The organism is Geodermatophilus obscurus, from assembly GCF_900143215.1.
Taxonomy (GTDB): Bacteria; Actinomycetota; Actinomycetes; order Mycobacteriales; family Geodermatophilaceae; genus Geodermatophilus; species Geodermatophilus obscurus_A.
In genome coordinates this window covers 1-16592 of the sequence record NZ_FRDM01000020.1, presented here as the reverse complement: position 1 = coordinate 16592, position 16592 = coordinate 1, and the positions used below count along the sequence as shown (strand labels likewise).

General features: G+C 76.8%; 16 protein-coding genes. 12 read left to right on the top strand and 4 right to left on the bottom strand.

Annotated elements, in window-relative coordinates; all coding sequences use genetic code 11:
• The first annotated feature begins 366 nt into the window (after nucleotides 1-366).
• From BUB17_RS16800 to BUB17_RS16760, 8 genes are all read left to right on the top strand, one after another.
• Nucleotides 367-1689, top strand: coding sequence for an MFS transporter (locus BUB17_RS16800; protein WP_072919840.1), 1323 nt, complete (start codon nucleotides 367-369; stop codon nucleotides 1687-1689).
• A gap of 102 nt (nucleotides 1690-1791) precedes the next feature.
• The gene (locus BUB17_RS16795) at nucleotides 1792-3237 is read left to right on the top strand and encodes a glycosyltransferase family 2 protein (RefSeq protein WP_072919839.1); all 1446 of its coding nucleotides are present in this window, start codon (nucleotides 1792-1794) and stop codon (nucleotides 3235-3237) included.
• A complete protein-coding gene (locus BUB17_RS25555) occupies nucleotides 3234-5417 on the top strand; it encodes an ATP-grasp domain-containing protein (protein ID WP_083606386.1) in 2184 nt (727 codons plus the stop codon). Before BUB17_RS16795 ends, BUB17_RS25555 begins: the two co-directional genes overlap by 4 nt.
• Nucleotides 5414-6562: a non-hydrolyzing UDP-N-acetylglucosamine 2-epimerase gene (wecB, locus tag BUB17_RS16780; RefSeq protein ID WP_072919885.1), complete on the top strand. Its 1149-nt coding sequence runs from the start codon at nucleotides 5414-5416 to the stop codon at nucleotides 6560-6562. The genes BUB17_RS25555 and wecB overlap by 4 nt, the downstream gene beginning before the upstream one ends.
• Nucleotides 6563-6588: 26 nt before the next feature.
• The gene (locus BUB17_RS16775; protein ID WP_244277304.1) at nucleotides 6589-7272 is read left to right on the top strand and encodes an HAD family hydrolase; all 684 of its coding nucleotides are present in this window, start codon (nucleotides 6589-6591) and stop codon (nucleotides 7270-7272) included.
• Nucleotides 7273-7383: 111 nt separating this feature from the next.
• Nucleotides 7384-7926 (top strand): hypothetical protein, encoded by a 543-nt coding sequence (locus tag BUB17_RS16770; RefSeq protein ID WP_141243054.1) that lies wholly within the window; start codon nucleotides 7384-7386, stop codon nucleotides 7924-7926.
• A gap of 279 nt (nucleotides 7927-8205) precedes the next feature.
• Complete coding sequence (locus BUB17_RS16765; protein ID WP_072919837.1) at nucleotides 8206-8907, top strand: PIG-L deacetylase family protein; 702 nt, start codon at nucleotides 8206-8208, stop codon at nucleotides 8905-8907.
• 140 nt (nucleotides 8908-9047) lie between these two features.
• On the top strand, nucleotides 9048-11102 hold the full coding sequence (locus tag BUB17_RS16760) for an HNH endonuclease signature motif containing protein (protein WP_141243053.1): 2055 nt from the start codon (nucleotides 9048-9050) through the stop codon (nucleotides 11100-11102).
• 43 nt (nucleotides 11103-11145) lie between these two features.
• Here BUB17_RS16760 and BUB17_RS26920 read toward each other — a convergent pair whose 3' ends face one another.
• Nucleotides 11146-11301: a hypothetical protein gene (locus tag BUB17_RS26920; RefSeq protein ID WP_175561392.1), complete on the bottom strand. Its 156-nt coding sequence runs from the start codon at nucleotides 11299-11301 to the stop codon at nucleotides 11146-11148.
• Between the two features lie 44 nt (nucleotides 11302-11345).
• Here BUB17_RS26920 and BUB17_RS26915 point away from each other — a divergent pair, with 44 nt between their 5' ends.
• The 3 genes from BUB17_RS26915 to BUB17_RS16745 are packed head-to-tail and all read left to right on the top strand — an operon-like array spanning nucleotide 11346 to nucleotide 13931.
• Complete coding sequence (locus BUB17_RS26915) at nucleotides 11346-11741, top strand: hypothetical protein (protein ID WP_175561391.1); 396 nt, start codon at nucleotides 11346-11348, stop codon at nucleotides 11739-11741.
• A complete protein-coding gene (locus BUB17_RS16750; protein ID WP_244277302.1) occupies nucleotides 11671-13272 on the top strand; it encodes a sensor histidine kinase in 1602 nt (533 codons plus the stop codon). The genes BUB17_RS26915 and BUB17_RS16750 overlap by 71 nt, the downstream gene beginning before the upstream one ends.
• Nucleotides 13269-13931: a response regulator transcription factor gene (locus BUB17_RS16745; RefSeq protein ID WP_072919834.1), complete on the top strand. Its 663-nt coding sequence runs from the start codon at nucleotides 13269-13271 to the stop codon at nucleotides 13929-13931. The genes BUB17_RS16750 and BUB17_RS16745 overlap by 4 nt, the downstream gene beginning before the upstream one ends.
• A gap of 69 nt (nucleotides 13932-14000) precedes the next feature.
• Here BUB17_RS16745 and BUB17_RS16740 read toward each other — a convergent pair whose 3' ends face one another.
• Together BUB17_RS16740 and BUB17_RS16735 are read right to left on the bottom strand one after the other, a co-directional pair.
• Nucleotides 14001-14330 carry a hypothetical protein gene (locus tag BUB17_RS16740; RefSeq protein WP_072919833.1) on the bottom strand — a complete coding sequence of 110 codons (330 nt, stop codon included), beginning with the start codon at nucleotides 14328-14330 and terminating at the stop codon, nucleotides 14001-14003.
• Between the two features lie 91 nt (nucleotides 14331-14421).
• Nucleotides 14422-15657 carry an aminoglycoside phosphotransferase family protein gene (locus BUB17_RS16735; RefSeq protein ID WP_208983422.1) on the bottom strand — a complete coding sequence of 412 codons (1236 nt, stop codon included), beginning with the start codon at nucleotides 15655-15657 and terminating at the stop codon, nucleotides 14422-14424.
• 162 nt (nucleotides 15658-15819) lie between these two features.
• Between BUB17_RS16735 and BUB17_RS16730 the strand changes: the two genes are divergently transcribed.
• Nucleotides 15820-16089, top strand: coding sequence for a hypothetical protein (locus tag BUB17_RS16730; protein ID WP_072919832.1), 270 nt, complete (start codon nucleotides 15820-15822; stop codon nucleotides 16087-16089).
• An 89-nt stretch (nucleotides 16090-16178) separates the two neighbouring features.
• On the opposite strand, the gene BUB17_RS16725 is transcribed toward BUB17_RS16730, so the two are convergent.
• A partial coding sequence (locus BUB17_RS16725; protein WP_141243051.1) for a YsnF/AvaK domain-containing protein occupies nucleotides 16179-16592 on the bottom strand: 414 nt, incomplete at its 5' end.

The window sequence follows — 16592 nt, the reverse complement described above, 5'->3', positions numbered from 1 at the left end:
TGTGCACGCCGCAGGCGGGCGGGTCCACGGTCCACCTCTCGACGGCTCCGGACGTCGGGCCCGCCGGCTGGTCGGTCGGCCCGGGCCGGGCGCCACGTCCCGCTGGGCCAGCAGCCGGGTCGAGCTCGGCCTCGCTGCGCTGCCCCCCGGAGCCGGGGAACCAGCCCGACGGTGGCCGTCACTGGGGCGCGACGTGACCACCGTGACGTTTGAGCCGGTGCTGTGGTGACCTGCACACCCGTGCGGACGGCGGGCGGCGGCACGAGCTGCAACCGTGGAGACGGGTGCCCGAGGTCGTGTGCTCTCCCCGCCCCTCGAGCGGCCACCCTGCGCGGTGGCCCGTGTCTCCCCCCTTGCGAGGTCCCCGTGCCCACTTCTCCGCTGCTCGCGCGTGCCCGGACGACGGTGTCGCCACCGGTGCCGCCGTCGCTGTCCCGGCAGCAGGCCGCCGTCGCCGCCGTCTTCGCCCTGGACGGCGCCGTCTTCGGCAGCTGGGCCGCCCGCGTGCCCGACGTCGCCGCCGTGGTGGGCGCCGGGCACAGCGCCCTCGGCGTCGCCCTGCTCTGCCTGTCCATCGGCGCGCTGGCGGCCATGCAGGTCACCGGCGCGCTGTGCGCCCGGCTCGGCGCCGGGGTGGTGACCACCCTCGGGGCGTTCCTGCTCAGCGTGTCGGTGGTGCTGCCCGGCCTGGCGACGTCGATGCCCGGGCTGTGCGCCGCCCTGCTCGTCTTCGGCGCGGCCACCGGCACGGTCAACGTGGCGGCCAACGCCGTCGGCGTCACCGTCGAGGGCCGGCTCGGCAGGCCGCTGCTGTCCGGCCTGCACGCCGGTTTCAGCTTCGGCGGCCTGGCCGGCGCGCTGCTCGGCGGGCTGCTGGCCACGGTCGCGGGTGTCGCCGCCCACCTGGTGCTCGTCGGCGCCCTCGGCCTGCTGGTCACCGCCTGGGTCGCGCGGGCCCTCGCCGGCGCGGACGGCCCCCGCTCCGCGACGCCCGGCCGCCCCCGGGAGGCGGATCGGTCGCGGCCGACCGCGGTGCTCGTCGTCCTCGGCGCCGTCGCCGGCTGCACCGCCTTCGGCGAGGGCGCGCTCTCGGACTGGGGGGCGCTGCACCTGCGCGAGCAGCTCGGGGCTCCGACGGCGCTGGCCGCCGCCGGGTACGCCGGGTTCTCCCTGGCCATGGCCTGCGGCCGCCTCGCCGGGGCCCGGCTGGTGGCGGCCCTGGGGGAGCGGCGGCTGCTCGCCGGCGGCACCGTGCTGGCCGCGGCCGGGGGCGTCGCGGCGCTGACGGCGACCACGGTGCCGACGGCCCTGGGCGGGTTCGTGCTGGTGGGCCTCGGGTTGGCCAACGTCTTCCCGCTGGCCATCTCGCGGGCCGGCCTCCTCGGCGGCGCCCGCGGCATCGCGCTGGCGACCACCGTCGGCTACACCGGCCTGCTGGGCGGGCCGCCGCTGATCGGCCTGCTGGCCGAGCACGCCGGGCTGCCCGCGGCGCTGGCGACGGTCCCGCTGCTCGCGCTGGTCGCCACCGTGCTGGCGCTGTCGGTCGCCGGGGACGCGCTGCGGGTGCCGGTGACCCCGCGCGGCCTGGTTGCGGCCGTCGCGCCCCGCGTCCAGCCGCTGGTGTCGGGCTTCGGCCACGGCACCGCGGTCTACGTCCGCGAGCTGCGCGTGCTGGACCCGGCGGCCTGACCTGCGCGGCTTCGGCTTCAGGACGGACTCCCCGGTGCCGATGCACCAGCACGGTGGAGTCCGCGCTCCGCCGCAGGTCGCGGACGGCGGGGAGGTGGGGCGGTGGTCAGCGGGGCGACCACGCCCGGCACCGGGTTCCCGCCGGCCGGCGTCCCTACGGCCGCCGTCGCACCCGCCGGCGATCCCCACGACAGCCGGCCCGAGGGCCGGCCCCTGGTGCTGCTGGCCTACGTCTGCGGCTTCACGATGGTGGCGCTCTTCTCCGGCCTCGACGAAATCCTCGGCGTGGTCGCCGGCGTGCTCAACGTCGTCTTCGGCGTCTACTTCTGCCGGCACCTCGCCTTCGCCGTCGCCGCGGCACGCTGGGCCGAGAACGACATGCTCGCCGCCGACGTCGGGCTGTCCGGCTACACGCCCTCGGTCGCGGTCTTCGTCGGCTGCAAGAACGAGGAGCTCGTCGTCGACGGGATGGTCACCGCGCTGCTCGCGCTGGACTACCCGGCCGACCGGCTCACCCTGGTCGTGGTCGACGACGGCTCCGACGACAGCACCGGCGCCCGGCTGGACGCCTGGGCGGTCCGCGAGCGGCGGCTGCGCGTGCTGCACCGCCCGCCGGGTTCCGGCGGCGGCAAGTCCGGTGCGCTGAACGACGCCCTGCACCTGGTCGACGCCGAGATCGCCGTCGTCTTCGACGCCGACCACGAGCCGGACCCCACGGCGCTGCGGCGGCTGGTCCGGCACTTCCGCGACCCGGTCGTCGGCGCGGTGATGGGCCGCTGCGTCATCCGCAACGGCCGCGACTCGCCGATGGCCTCGACCGTCTTCGTCGACTTCCTCTCCGGCTACCTGGTCAACGAGTACGGCCGGCAGGCGCTGTTCGAGCTGCCCGCGTACGGCGGGGCCAACTGCGCGGTCCGCATGTCCACGCTGCGCGGCCTCGGTGGGTGGAACCCGCACACCGTCACCGAGGACACCGACCTCACCCTCCGCGTGCTCATGGCCGGCCAGCGCGTGCGCTACGACCTCTCCGCCGTCGACTTCGAGGAGGCGGTGGTCAGCGCCCAGCGGTTCTGGAAGCAGCGGTACCGGTGGGCCCGCGGCCACCAGAAGTGCTTCCGCGACTACTGGCGCCCGCTCATGCGCTCGCCGCACCTGAGCCCGGTCGAGAAGGTCGAGACGACGCTCTTCCTGCTCGTCTACCACGTGCCCCTGCTCAGCGGGCTGGGCCTGGTGCTGACCGTGCTGCGCGCCTTCGGCATCGGCGACCTGCCGGTCGTCGCGCTGCTGCCGCTGTCGATGCTGCTGTTCGTCGGCCCGCTGGCCGAGCTCTCCGTCGGCCTGCTCATCGGCCGGGTGGAGCGGCGGTCGGCGTGGCGGCTGCTGGGCTTCCTGCCCGCCTTCGCGCTGTCCATCTGGATCACCACGCGCGCCTACGTCGACGGCATGCTCGGCCGCCCCTACACCTGGGTGAAGACCTCGCGGTCGGGGGCCACCTCGACGGTGCGGGTCGACCCGCCCGTGGTCGCGCCCGCGGGGGTGGGGTCGTGACGGTCGGCGCGGCCGTGCTGCTCGGGGGGAGCCCGTACCGGCGGGCCCGGCGCCCCCTGCGCAGCGGTCGCCGGCTGGTCCCGGTGCTGCTGGACCTGCTGCTGGCGGTGGTCATCTGCGCCGTCGGCTTCCGCTACGGCGCCGGCTTCCTGCAGGTGCACGAGGCCCGCTGGGTCGCCCACGTGCTGGACCTGGTCGGCGTCGACTCGGTCTCGTGGTCCCTGGAACGGCACATCCTGGTCTTCCGCCCCGACGGCGAGGTCATCCTGGCCGAGGTCACCGAGTCCTGCTCCTCGATCCTGTCGGTCCTCGGCCTCACCGCGCTGACCGCCGTCGTCCTGCGCGGCCGGCGCCAGCACGCGGTGGCCGGGCTCGTCGTCGCCGTCGCCGCGCTGCTCGTGCTCAACCACCTGCGGCTGGCCGCTTCCACGGTCGCCGGCCTGGTGTGGGGGACGCCGGCGCTGGTGCTCTTCCACGACTGGGTCGGCACGGTGTGGAACCTCGCCGCCACGCTCGGCGGCTTCCTGCTCATGGTCTGCATCACGCTGCCGACCGCCGAGCGTGCCGAGCAGGACGTCGCCGGCCGGCACACCGCCCGCCGGCCCGACAGCTGGGCGCGCCCGGGCCTGGGTTACCGGCCGGCGGACGACGACCCGCGCGCCCCTTCCCGCCGGCTGAACCTGACCGGCCTCGTGTACCGCTACGTGCTGCCGGACCGGGTCGCCCGATGGATGGGCGCGCGCCGCGAGGCGGAGCGCATCGACTACCGGATCGGGCACCTGCCCTCCGCCGAGCGGGCCGCACGGGTGCGCGCGCTGGCCGGCGACGGCCTGGGGGCGCACGCTGCCTCGCTGGTCGCGGTGGCGACCTACGACGACGACCCGGCCGTCCTCGACGCGCTCGCCGAGTCCATCGCCGCGCGGCAGTGGGAACCGGTGACCAACCACCGGGTCGCCGCGCTGCGGCTGTGGGCGCGCGGCTGGCTGCTGCAGCACCCCGAGCGGGAGCCCGCCTCCGGGGCCCGGCCCGACGAGCGCGAGCCGCCCACCCAGCGGCTGTGGCCTCCCGCCGACCGCCCGGTCCCCCGACCGCCGGTGCCCGTGCCGCCGCGGTCCCGACCCCGGGCCCGCCCCGACGACCCAGGACGACCGATGCCCTCCTCGCTGCCCCAGCCCCGCCCGCCCGCGGCCGACGGCCCCGCCGTCCTCGTCACCGGAGCCGGTGGCCCCGCCGGCGTGGCCGTGGTCCGCCGGCTGGTCGCCCTCGGCCACCGGGTCGTGGCCGGCGACGCCGACGTGGCCGCCGCCGGAGGCGCGCTGGCGCACACGGCCGTCGTCCTGCCGCGCGGCGACCACCCCCGGTTCGTGGAGGCGCTGCTCGGCGTCTGCGCCGTCTACGGCGTCGACGCGCTGGTCAGCACGGTCGCCGAGGAGCTGCCGCACCTGGCCGCCGGCGCCGCCCGCCTGGCCGCGGCCGGGATCGCCACCTGGCTGCCCGACGCCGCTGCGGTGGACGGGTGCTGCGACAAGGCGGCCTTCGCCCGGGCCATGGCCGCCGCGGGCGTGCCGCACCCGGCGACCGCCACGTCGGCCGACGAGGTGGCCGGCGTCCCGGGACCGTGGGTGGTCAAGCCGGTGGCCGGCCGCGGCAGCCGCGGCGTCCGGCTGCTCGACGAGCGCGCTCCCGTGGTGCAGGCGCTCCGCGAGGACGACGGGCTCATCGCCCAGACCCGCCTGACCGGCCGGGAGTTCACCGCCGACGCCCTGGTCGACCGGAACGGCGGCCTGCGCGTGGTCGTGCCGCGCTGGCGCGAGGAGACCAAGGCCGGCATCTCGGTCAAGGGCCGCACCTTCGCCTCCGAGGCGGTGACCGAGGTCGTCGCCGCGGCGCTGGCGGCGGTCGGGCTCACCGGTCCGGCCAACGTGCAGGGCTTCGTCGCCGACGACGGCACCGCGACGGTCGTGGAGATCAACCCGCGCTTCTCCGGCGGGTTGCCGCTGACGCTCGCCGCCGGTGCCGACGTGGTCAGCGCCTACCTGGCCGGCGTCCGCGGCGCCCCGCTGCCGGAGCTGTCCTTCCGGCCGGGTGTGGCGATGAGCCGCTACTTCGCCGAGACCTACAGCAGCGCGGACGGCAGCCCCGTCGCCGATCCGTGCGCGCCGGTGGCGGTGACGGCGTGAGCCGCAGCCGGCACGTGCTGGTGCCGTTCGGCACCCGGCCGGAGGTGGTCAAGCTCGCCCCCGTCGTCACCGCCCTGACCGCCGCCGGCCACCGGGTCAGCGTGGTCGACACCGGCCAGCACACCGACCCGCAGATGGGCTCGCAGCTGCAGGCGGCGCTCGGGCTGACCCCCGGGCACCGCTTCGCGCTGCCGACCGACCCGGCCGAGCGGACCGGCGCGCTGCACGCCGACGCGTTCCGGGCGCTGCGCCTGCTCGACCCCGACCTGGTGCTCGCGCTCGGCGACACCAACACCGTGCCGGCCTACGCGCTGGCCGCCCGCGCCGCCGGGGTGCCGTTCGCCCACCTCGAGGCAGGGCTGCGCAGCCTCAACCCGCGCAGCGTCGAGGAGGTCAACCGGCGGGTCGCCGCGGCCACCGCCCAGCTGCACCTCGCGCCGACCGAGCGGGCGGCGGCCTTCCTCGCCGACGAGGGCGTCGCCGCCGAGCGGGTGTTCGTCGTCGGCAACCCCGTCATCGACACCCTCGTCGCCCGCGGTGTGCAGCGGGTGCCGGTCGCCGAGCGCGCCGGCGTGCTGGTCACCGCGCACCGGCCGACCAACGTCGACGACCTGGTCCGCCTGGCCCGCCTGGTCGGCGTGGTGCGGGCGCTGGCCGACCAGGTCGGGCCGGTCACCTTCCCGGTGCACCCCCGCACCGCCGCGCGCCTCGCGGAGACCGGGCTGGGAGCGCGGCTGGAGCACCCGGGCGTTCGGCTGACCGGTCCCGTCGACCACTCCGTCCTCGTGGGCGCGCTGGCCTCGGCCCGGCTGGCGGTCACCGACTCCGGCGGCATCCAGGAGGAGGCGGCGTACCTCGGCGTCCCGGTGGTGGTGCTCCGCGGCTCGACGCCGCGCTGGGAGGGCGTGGAGGCCGGGACGACGACGCTCGCCGGTCTGGCCGACGACCGCGCGGCCGCCGCCGTGCTGTCCGCCGCGGCCAGGCACACCAGCCCGGAGGGGCAGGAGCGCGCCGCGACGGTGCCCTGCCCGTACGGCGACGGGACGACGGGGCCGCGGGTGGCCGCCGTCCTCGCCGACGAGCGGACCGACGCCCTGCTGGCCCTCGACGAGCCCGACTTCACCGGCGGGCGGCTGCCGTGGTGAGCCGGCCTGCGCCGCTGGGTGTGGTCGTGGATCTCGACGACACCCTCTACCCCCAGGCCGACTACCTGGCCTCCGCCGCCGCGGCGGTCGGGGTCGCGGCCGGGCTCGCGGGGCTGCAGGGCGCCGCGGTGCACGCCGCGCTGCGGTCCGAGCTGGCCGCCGGCTCCGATGCGGGCGGGACGATCGACCGGGCACTGCTCGCGGTCGGCGTCCCGGGATCGTCGCTGGCCGAGCTGGTGCCACCGCTCGTGGCGGCGTTCACGCAGCACACACCGCCGCGGCTGTCGCCGTACCCGGGCGCCGAGGACGCCCTGCGCGCGCTGGCCGCGGCCGCCCCGCTGGCCTGCCTGACCGACGGCAACCCGGCCATCCAGGCGGCGAAGGTGGCCGCGACCGGGCTCGGGCCGCTGCTGCCGGTCGTCGTCGTCACCGACGCCCTCGGCGGCCGCGCCGTCCGCAAGCCGCACCCGGCCGGCCTGGTCGCCGTCGCCGCACGGCTCGGTGTGCCGCCGGAGCGGTTGCTGGTGATCGGCGACCGGCCCGGCAAGGACGTCGCGGTGGCGGCGGCCGTGGGTGCGCGGGCGATCCGCGTCCGGCAGGGCGAGTACGCCACTGCCCCCGACCAGCCGCGCGCCTGGGCCGTCGTCGACACCTTTCCGGCGGCCGCCGAGCTGGCCCTGTCCCTGCTGGGGGCGCCGGTCCGGGCCTGACGTCCCTCTTTCGGGCGGTTCCGGTCCTGGAGCGCTGTGGTCCCGGCCGGGACCTGCCGATGCGTTCCCGACGGGCGGGACAGCCGCCCCGGACGCGAGGACGCAGGGCTCATGAACGGCAGGTCATCGGCGGTGCGGCGCGCCCGCATCCGTGTCACCCGTGCCGCGCTGGTCGCGCTCATCGCCGTGGGCGGGCTGCTCGCCCTGCCCGGCACGGCCTCGGCGAAGGGCACCGTGGTGCCGCTGCTGGACTGCGTCGTGCTCAACCGCGACGGCTCCTGGACCGCCGTGTTCGGCTACGAGAACACCTCGCCCTCCACGGTGACGATCCCGACGGGCGCGCGGAACAAGGTCACCCCCGTTCCCTACGGCACTCCGCAGCCGACCACCTTCCGGCCGGGGACCCACCACGGAGCCTTCACGGTTCCCGTGACCCGTGGTGCGGGCCCGATGTGGCACCTGGACGGCACCAACCTCGCCGCGCGCCGCGGCACCGCGACGGCCTGTCCCCCGGCCACGGAGCTGCCGGAGGAGGGCAACGGGACCGGCCCGGCCATCGGGCTCGCGGCCGCCGGCGTCGTCGGTGCCGTCCTGGTCCACCGTGCCAACCGGCGCGCCCGCGCCCTGGCGACCGCGGCGCAGGACGGTGCGTAGGCCCCCGTCCCACCTCTTGGGGGGAGACGTGGCCGATGGGGCTACGGGAACGGCCGGGACGTGCCGATGGGACCTCGTCGGGCGGGTCGGCCGCCCCGGACACGAGGACTGACGTCATGCACGGCCCCACGAGGTCTTCGACGGCACGGCGCCTGCGCGCACGTGCCTCCCGCGGCGCCCTGGTCGCGGTCATCGCCCCGGTGGCGCTGCTCGCGGCGCCGGGTACGGCCTCGGCCGCCGACCGGCGCGCACGCGCCCGGGCCGCTGCGAGCCGCGACGATGCGTAGGGTCCTCGCGGTCGGGGCGCACCCCGACGACATCGAACTCGGCTGCGGCGCCACCCTGCTGGCCCACTCCGCCGCCGGCGACGCCGTCACCATGCTGGTCATGACCGGTGGCGAGAACGGCCCCGGGGACGACGAGGTGGTCATCGGCCGGCGTCTCGAGCAGGAGCAGGCCGCCCGCACCCTGGGCGCCCGGCTGCAGTGGGGCGGCCAGGTCGACTGCACCGTCGTGCCCGACGCTGCCACGGTCGCGATCGTCGAGCGGGCGATCGAGGAGACCGACGCCGACATCGTCTACGTGCACGCCCCCGACGACAGCCACCAGGACCACCGCGCCGTCGCCGCCGCGACCCTGTCCGCGGCCCGCCGGCTCTCCCGGGTCATGCACTACCAGAGCCCGTCCACGCTGTCGTTCTCCCCGACGACCTTCGTCGACGTGACCGCCTACCTCTCCGGCAAGCTCGCCGCTCTCGGCGCGCACGTCTCCCAGGTGGAGATGTCGGCGATGGTGGAGCCCGACGCCGTGGTGGCCTCGGCCCGGCACTGGGGCGCCCAGGCCCGCATCGGCTACGCGGAGGCCTTCGCGCCGACCCGCCTGGTCATCGACCTCGTGCCCACCCCGCGGCGTGCCGCGGACGAGGTCCCCGAGACCCTCCGGCTCACCCTGTCCGCCTCGCTGGCGGCCAACACGCGCTGACGCCCAGCCCCGGGCACGAGCCCGGTGGCCATCCTGCTCGGGTTCGGTGCGCGTCTCGTGTGGACGGCTGAATCGCATTGCCGCGTTGAGCTGCGGTTTCCTCTTGCATCACCTCGTCATTCGAACGTATGATCGAACGCGTGGGCGGTGAGGCGTGGACCGGGGCTGTGGGTGCTGCTGCGCCGTCGGTGGGCTGGGCGGAGGGGCCGTTGGGTGCGGTGCAGGCCGCGGCCCGGGAGATGAGCCGGCAGGCGGCGTTGCGGGTGCGGGCGGTGGCGGCGTTCGCGGCCAGCCGGCCGGCGGCCGCCGATCGGGTGCAGGGGGAGCGCGGAGCGATGTCGGCGCAGCGGTGGGCGGCGCGGGCGGCGGTGCTGTGGCCGGTGAGTGAGTGGGCCGCCCAGGAGCTGTCGATCGCGCTGAACCTCACCGTGCCGGCCGCGGAGGCGGAGTTGGCGCGGTCGCTGACGCTGGTGTCCCGGCTGCCGCGGGTGCTGGACGCGCTGCAGAGCGGGCTGCTGCACGAGCGGCACCTGTGGTGCCTGCTGGAGCACGTGGCGCCGATCGCCGACGATGCGCTGCGCGCCCGGGTGGAGGCCGAGCTGCTGGCCTGGCTGGCCGCGCGGCGCCGGGTGACCACGCCGGCGGCGCTGGCCGATCGGGTGCGCCGGGTGGTGGCCGGGTTGAACGCGCGGAACGCGGCGCGGGAGCTGGCCCGGGCGCTGCAGCGGCGCGGCATCTCGCTGCGGGAGGACCGCACGCTGGGCCTGTCGGTGGTGACGGTGGTGTGCAGCACGCCGGAGGCGCAGGCGTTCTACCGGGCGCTGTGCGGCTACGTGGACGCGCTGGAGACCGGGCTGGGGGAGGAGCGCAGCCGGGGGCAGCAGCTGGTGGACTGCCTGCTGGATCTGGTGCTGCGCCCGGGAGAGGCCGAGCTGCCGCCGGTGCAGGCGCTGCTGACGATCGTGGCCTCGGTGCACACCGCGCTGGGTGGGGACGCCGTGGGTGAGGTCGACGGCCGGCCGGTGCCGGCGGAGATGGCCCGCCAGCTGGCCCGCGCCTTCGCCGGCCTGGACCCCGTCGCCGCCGACGACCCCACCCCCGACGACCCCACCCCCGGCGATCCCGCCCCCGGCGATCCCGTCCCCGGCGACACCGCCACGTCGGCCGGTGACGCCGCGACCTCGGCCGGGGACGCCGACGCCGCAGATGCCAGGTGCTCCGTCGGCGGCGCTCTCGAGCCGGTCGACGTCGCGGGCGGCCCGGTCGAGCGGGCCGCGGCCGAGCTGAACGCCGCCGACTTCGACCGGTGGCTGGACGAGCTGGTGCGCGACGGCTTCGGCGACGCCCCTGCACCCGGGGAGCCGGGCTGGGAGCCCGGCGGACCGCCCGAGCCGGGCGGCTGGGACGCCGGCCCCTGGCACGACCCCTGCCAGTGGCTCGACGACCACGACTACGGCTACGGCTACGGCTACGGCTACGGCCACGACCACGGCTACGGCTACGGCTACGGCTACGACTCCGGTTACGGCTCCGGTGCCGACCTGCTCGGACCCGATGCCGAGGTCCCGCCCCGGTCGCGCGCCGACGCCGCCGACGAGGCCGCCTGGCAGACCGGCACCGCCGGGCGGGTGACCGCCGCCGAGGACGCGCTGGCCGCGCTGGCCGCCGCGGCCGACACCCAGCGCGACGAGCTGGCCGCCCTGCTCATGGCCACCGCCGAGGGCGGGCTGGCCGACCGGCCGCGGATCGCGGTCACCGACGCGGTCAGCGGCGCGCTGCTGGCGCTGACCGACCTGCCCGCCCTGCGCCGGGCCGGCAGCTGCGGAGCTCCGGCGTGCCGGCGGCGACCGCAGACCTGCGGCCACGACCTGACCGGCCGCCCCGGCCTGGGCGCTCCGGCATCCACGCCGGGGTACCGGCCCGCCGCGGCGCTGGACCGCTTCACCCGGGCCCGCGACCGGCACTGCCGCTTTCCCGGCTGCCGCCGCCGCATTCCCGCCGCCGGCGAACTGGACCACGTCACCGCCCATCCGCACGGGCCCACCGCCGCGGCCAACCTGGCCGGCTTCTGCACGACCGACCACCGCGGCAAACACCAGGCCCCCGGCTGGACCTACACCATGACCCCCGACGGCACCCTCGCCGTCACCACACCCACCGGCCTGACCGCCGTCACCGAACCACCCCCGTACTGATTCTCTGAGGGGCGTCCCCTGTCGCGGCGGTGCCGAGGGCGGATCAGGCAGACGCAGCGAGCACCAGCGGCAGCAGCGAGTGGTCGGCGAAGACGGTGGCGAGCGGGGCGTCCTCCGCGGACGCCACGACACCGGTGCGCTCGGGCAGGGACGCGGACGTGCTCGCCGCGAGGGGGTCCGGGCATGAGAGGCCTCTCATGCGCCTCTCACCGAGAACTGCGGCCGGACGGGGAGCGTGCGGGTGTGGGATCTCGACTGCGCCGGCACGCGGCTCTCGTGGTGATCGTCGCGGCGGCGGTCCTGGTGGCCGCCGTCGTGGCGGGCTGGACGGCGCTGCGCCCGGCCGCGAGCGAGCGCGACCCCCTGCCCGAGCCCATCCGGATCGGGACGAGCTCGGCACCCGGTGCCGTGCCCGGCCCCGGGCCGGACCCGCAACCGCCCTCGGCGCCCGACCCCGCGGCGCCAGGGTCCGGCGCCGGCGACGTCCCCGCACCACCCGCCGCGCCTCCCAGCAGCGCGGACGCCCCCGGGCTCGCGGATGTCGTGCCGCCGCCGCCCTTGCCGGACGATGACGCGGACGACGACGCGGACGACGATCGAGACGACGACGGTGGGGACGACGATGGCGGGGACGGCTGATGCGGGTGCGCGGCGCCGGAGCTGGGTCCCCCGTGCCGCCCGCACCCGGATCATCGGCTGGGTCCTGCTGCTCGTCCTCCTGGCCCTGGGAATCGTCACCCTCGTGACCTGGCGGCTGCTCATCGCCGCCACCGACGAGCGGATCGACATCACCCTCGAGGCCGAGATCGAGGAGTTCCGGCGGATCCTCGAGGGCGACGTCGACCCTCGCACCGGCGAGCAGTTCGGCTCGGTCGAGGACGTGCTGCAGACCCTGATCACCTACAACCTGGCCCGGCCGAACGAGAAGTTCCTCGGCTACGTCGACGGCGAGTACCGCTACCAGAGCCGGATCGAGGCCCCGGTGCTGCTCAGCCGGGACGCGGAGTTCACCCGGCAGGTCGGCGCGGTCGCCGAACCGACGTGGGGCCGCTACGACAGCGGCGCCGGGGAGGTCCGCTACCTCGCCGTCCCGGTGATCCTGGACGGCGACCCGTCCCGCGGCGTCGCCGTCGTCGCCTTCTTCGCCGACCAGGAACGGCAGGCCGCCGACGACGCCGCCCGGCTCATGCTCGCCGTCGGCGCCGGCACCGTGCTGCTCGCGGCCGGCGGCGCCTGGGTGGTGGCCGGCCGGATCCTGCGACCGGTCCGCGACGTGGCCGCCACCGCCCACAGCATCACCGAGACCGACCTGTCCCGGCGCATCCCCCTCGACGGCCGCCCGGCCGACGAGCTCACCGACCTCGCCGCCTCGGTCAACGAGATGCTCGACCGGCTCGAGGCCGGCGCCGCCGCGCAGCGCCGCTTCCTCGACGACGCCGGGCACGAGCTGCGGACGCCGATCACCATCGTCCGCGGCCACCTGGAGGTGGTCGACGCGACCGACCCCGGCGACGTCCGGGACACGGTGGCACTGGTCGACGACGAGTTGGACCGGATGAACCGGATCGTGTCCGACCTGCTGCTGCTCGCCCGCGCCGAGCAGCCGCAGTTCGTCCGTCCCCAGCCGGTGGACGTCGCCGCGCTGACCGCCGCGGTGTTCGACAAGGTCCGGCGGCTGGGCGACCGGGAGTGGCTGCTGGAGACCGCCGCCGACGTGGACGCGGAGCTGGACACCCAGCGGGTCACCCAGGCGCTGGTCGCCCTCGCCGACAACGCCGTCCGCTACACCGGCCCCGGCGACCGGATCTCCCTCGGCAGCCAGCTCAGCGGCGGTGAGCTGCGCTTCTGGGTCTCCGACACCGGACCGGGTGTCCCGGAGTCCGAGCAGGCGCGGGTCTTCGACCGCTTCGCCCGTGGCACGTCCGGTGCCCGGCGCTCCGACGGCGCCGGCCTCGGGCTCTCCGTCGTCCGGGCCATCGCCGTCGCCCACGGCGGGCGCGCGGTGCTCGACAGCGTGCCGGGCCGGGGGACGACGGTCGGCCTGGTCCTGCCCGCCCGGCTGGCGCCGCCACTGGCCGAGGACGCGACGACGGTGGACGACGACGCCACCCCGGAACTCGACCCCGCAGCCGGCCGGCTGCCCAGCGGAACCCGAGGAGGTCCGTCGTGAGCCGCGTGCTCATCGCCGAGGACGAGGCCCGCATCGCTGCCTTCGTGGAGAAGGGGCTGCGGGCCAACGGCTTCGCCACGGCCGTCGTCGCCGACGGTCGCGCTGCCCGGGACGCCGCGACCAGCGGCGACTTCGACCTGATGATCCTCGACATCGGACTGCCCGGGATGGACGGCTTCGAGGTGCTGCGGGCGCTGCGGGCCGACCGGGTGACCATCCCGGTCGTCATCCTCACCGCGCGGGACAGCGTCCAGGACACGGTGGCCGCGCTGGAGGGTGGCGCCGACGACTACATGCCCAAGCCGTTCCGCTTCGAGGAGCTGTTGGCCCGCGTGCGGCTGCGGCTCTCCGGCGGCCGGCAGACCGAGACCACCGTGCTCGCCTGTGGCGACCTGTCGCTGGACCTGCGGACCCGGCGCGCCCAGGCGGGCAGCCGCACCGTCGACCTGTCCGCCCGCGAGTTCGCGCTGGCCGAGACCTTCCTGCGCCACCCCGGTCAGGTGCTGGCCCGGGAGCAGCTGCTCAGCCACGTGTGGGGCTACGACTTCGACCCCGGCTCCAACGTCGTCGACGTCTACGTCCGCTACCTGCGCCGCAAGCTCGGCGCCGCCCGGATCGAGACGGTCCGGGGGATGGGCTACCGCCTCGTCGCGGACTGAGCCGGCCCGCGCAACAGCAGGCCCCGGACGCACACCGCGTCCGGGGGCCGCCTGCCGTCGCCGGGGGGATCAGTCGTCATCGGGGGTGGCGTCGGCGGGGGTGGCGTCGACCCCGGGGGTGTCCTCCGGGGAGTCGGCGACGCTCTCGTTCGGCGAGTCCGCGCTCTCGGGCGAGGCGTCGGCGGGCGAGGCGTCGGCGGGCGAGGCGTCGGCGGGCGAGGCGTCGGCGGGGGTGGCGGTCGCGTCCCCCTCGGCGGCGTCGACGACGACGCTGTCCGGCTGCTGGTTGCGCGGCTCGTCGTCGGCGACGGCGTCGGCGACGCCGGCACCGGCGACACCGAGTCCGGCCAGCGCGGCGCCGAGGGTGACGACCTTCCAGGTGGCGGGGCGGTTGCTCATGGGGGTGCTCCCTCTCGATCGGTCTCTCTCCGACGTCATCGAGGGCGTCCCCCGGGCGTGAGGACCCGAGGAGTCCGCGGTGAGGGCGCTCTCACGTGGCCCACGCCTCGGCGAGGTCGAGCCGCTCGTCGGTCCGCGACGGCCACTCCACCTGCTGCACGCGGAAGGGGCCGGTGGCCAGCCCGAGCAGCACCGCTGCGACCCGCGGCCGCAGCTGCCCGGCCGGCCAGCGGCGCAGCAGCGCGGCCTCGACGTCCCGCCGGTAGCGCACGACGGTGCCGGGGCGGGGCAGCACGCGCTCGAGCAGCACCAGGTGGGCGAGCAGCGTCGCCCAGTCGTCGATCCGCGCGCCGCGGCCCGCGGTGTCGACGTCGAGCAGCCCGATCACCGCGCCGGCGTCCACCAGCAGCTGGGACTCGTAGAAGTCGCCGTGCACGGGGACCTGCTCGTGCTCCCCGGGGTCGACCGCGGCCAGGACGGCGGTGAGCGCCTCCAGCCGCGGGCGCAGCGGGGCGACGGCGGCGGCGAGCACGCGGGCGTGGCCGCCGGCGCGGGCCAGCGCGTCGCCGGGTGCCCGCCGGCCCCCCGGGAGGCCGGCGACCGCCGGGGGCAGCGCGTCGAGCAGGGCGTCGAGGTGCGCGGGGTCGGGCAGGCCGGCGCCGTCCCTGGCCAGCAGCGTGCGCATCGGCGTCCCGCGGAGTCCGGGCAGCACCAGCACGCCATCGGGCGTCGCGGCGAGCACCGGCGGCACGGGGACGGCGCCCGCCAGGGCTGCGTGCCGCTCCGCCAGGCGGGTCACGGCCGAGGGCGCGACCACCTTGAGGAACAGCCGGCCGGCCGTCGTCGTCGCCTCCACCACCGCGCGGCGGCCCGGCCGGTAGGCGCGCAGCCGCAGCCGGGGGCGTCCGCCGGGCAGGCCCAGCTCGGCCAGCCGCCCGGCCACGTCGGCGGAGGAGCTCGCCCACGCCAGGCCGGGCAGGGCCGGGTCCAGCGGCCAGCGCCACAGACCGACGCGGACGACCTCGCCGTCGGCCTCGCCCTCCAGCACGGCCGCGCCCGGGGGGATCCGCGCGCCGGTGGCGGCCGCCAGCACCTCCCGGGTGGTGTGGCCGTCGGCCCACCCGACCTCGGCGGCGTACTGCACGACCGCCGCGCCGTCGGACTGCAGCGCGGTCGAGGTGGCGCGCAGGCCGCGCAGCCGGCCGCCGGTGGCGTCCAGCACCGTCGTCCAGATGTCGCCCGCCGCCTCGCCCAGCAGCAGCTGGAGGGACGGCGGCCAGTCGTGCCGCAGCGCCGGGACCGGGGACGACAGCAGCGGGGTGGGCACCGCACCATGCTGCGCCCGGCCGGTGACGACGTCGTGAGGGACGGATGAGGGCGCTCTCACCTGGGCGGGACACGCCGGATGACGGGGGTGCCGACCGTGGCAGCGGGTAGGTGCAGGTCGAGCGGCCGCGCAGTTCCGCGCGGCCCGACGAAGGGAGATGCCGTGCCCGAGGTACCGCAGCCGGTCACCGACAACAGCGTCAAGGTCCGCCAGCTCAGCCACTACCAGTTCAGCTGGGTGGCCGGTGAGCCCGGGAAGCCGGGCACCTACACCCTGCAGCTGGTGCTCGACCAGGGGGCCTGGGAGGAGGTCCTGACCCTCGACCCCGACGACGCGGACAACCTGCAGGACCTGCTGGCCAACACCGCGACGGTGCACTACGACGTCGAGCGCCGGGTCCTGATGTTCGGCGTCACCCCCACCGGCAGCTGACCGGCCCGGCACACGACGAGGCCCCGCCGGCGCAGATGCGCCGGCGGGGCCTCGTCGTGGTGTGGGTGACCCTGCAGCAGGGTCCTCCCTCAGATGCGACGGTCGGTGGTACCCGGCCCGTCGACCTCGATCTCCTCCTTGCGGACGTCCTCCGACACCCGCTCCTGGTCGGTGACGGTCTCCTTGTCCAGGCGCACCCGCTCGACCGGCACGGCCTCCTTGTCCACCACCGGACGCTCGGCGTGCAGGGTGACCTCGTGCTCCTCCTCGGAGATCGCCGGCCCGTCCAGCGCGTTGCCCACGTTGGCGTCGGTGATCGGCTCGCGCTCGACCCGGACCTCCTCGCGGGAGACCGGCACCGTCTCGGTCACGTTCTCGGTGACCACGTACTTGCGCAGCCGGGCCCGGCCGGTCTCCTCGGTGCGGGTGCCCACGTTGAGCCGCTCCTCCGAGCGGGTCATCGCCTCGTCGGTGGTCGGCCCGGAGACGTCCCGGCCGACGAC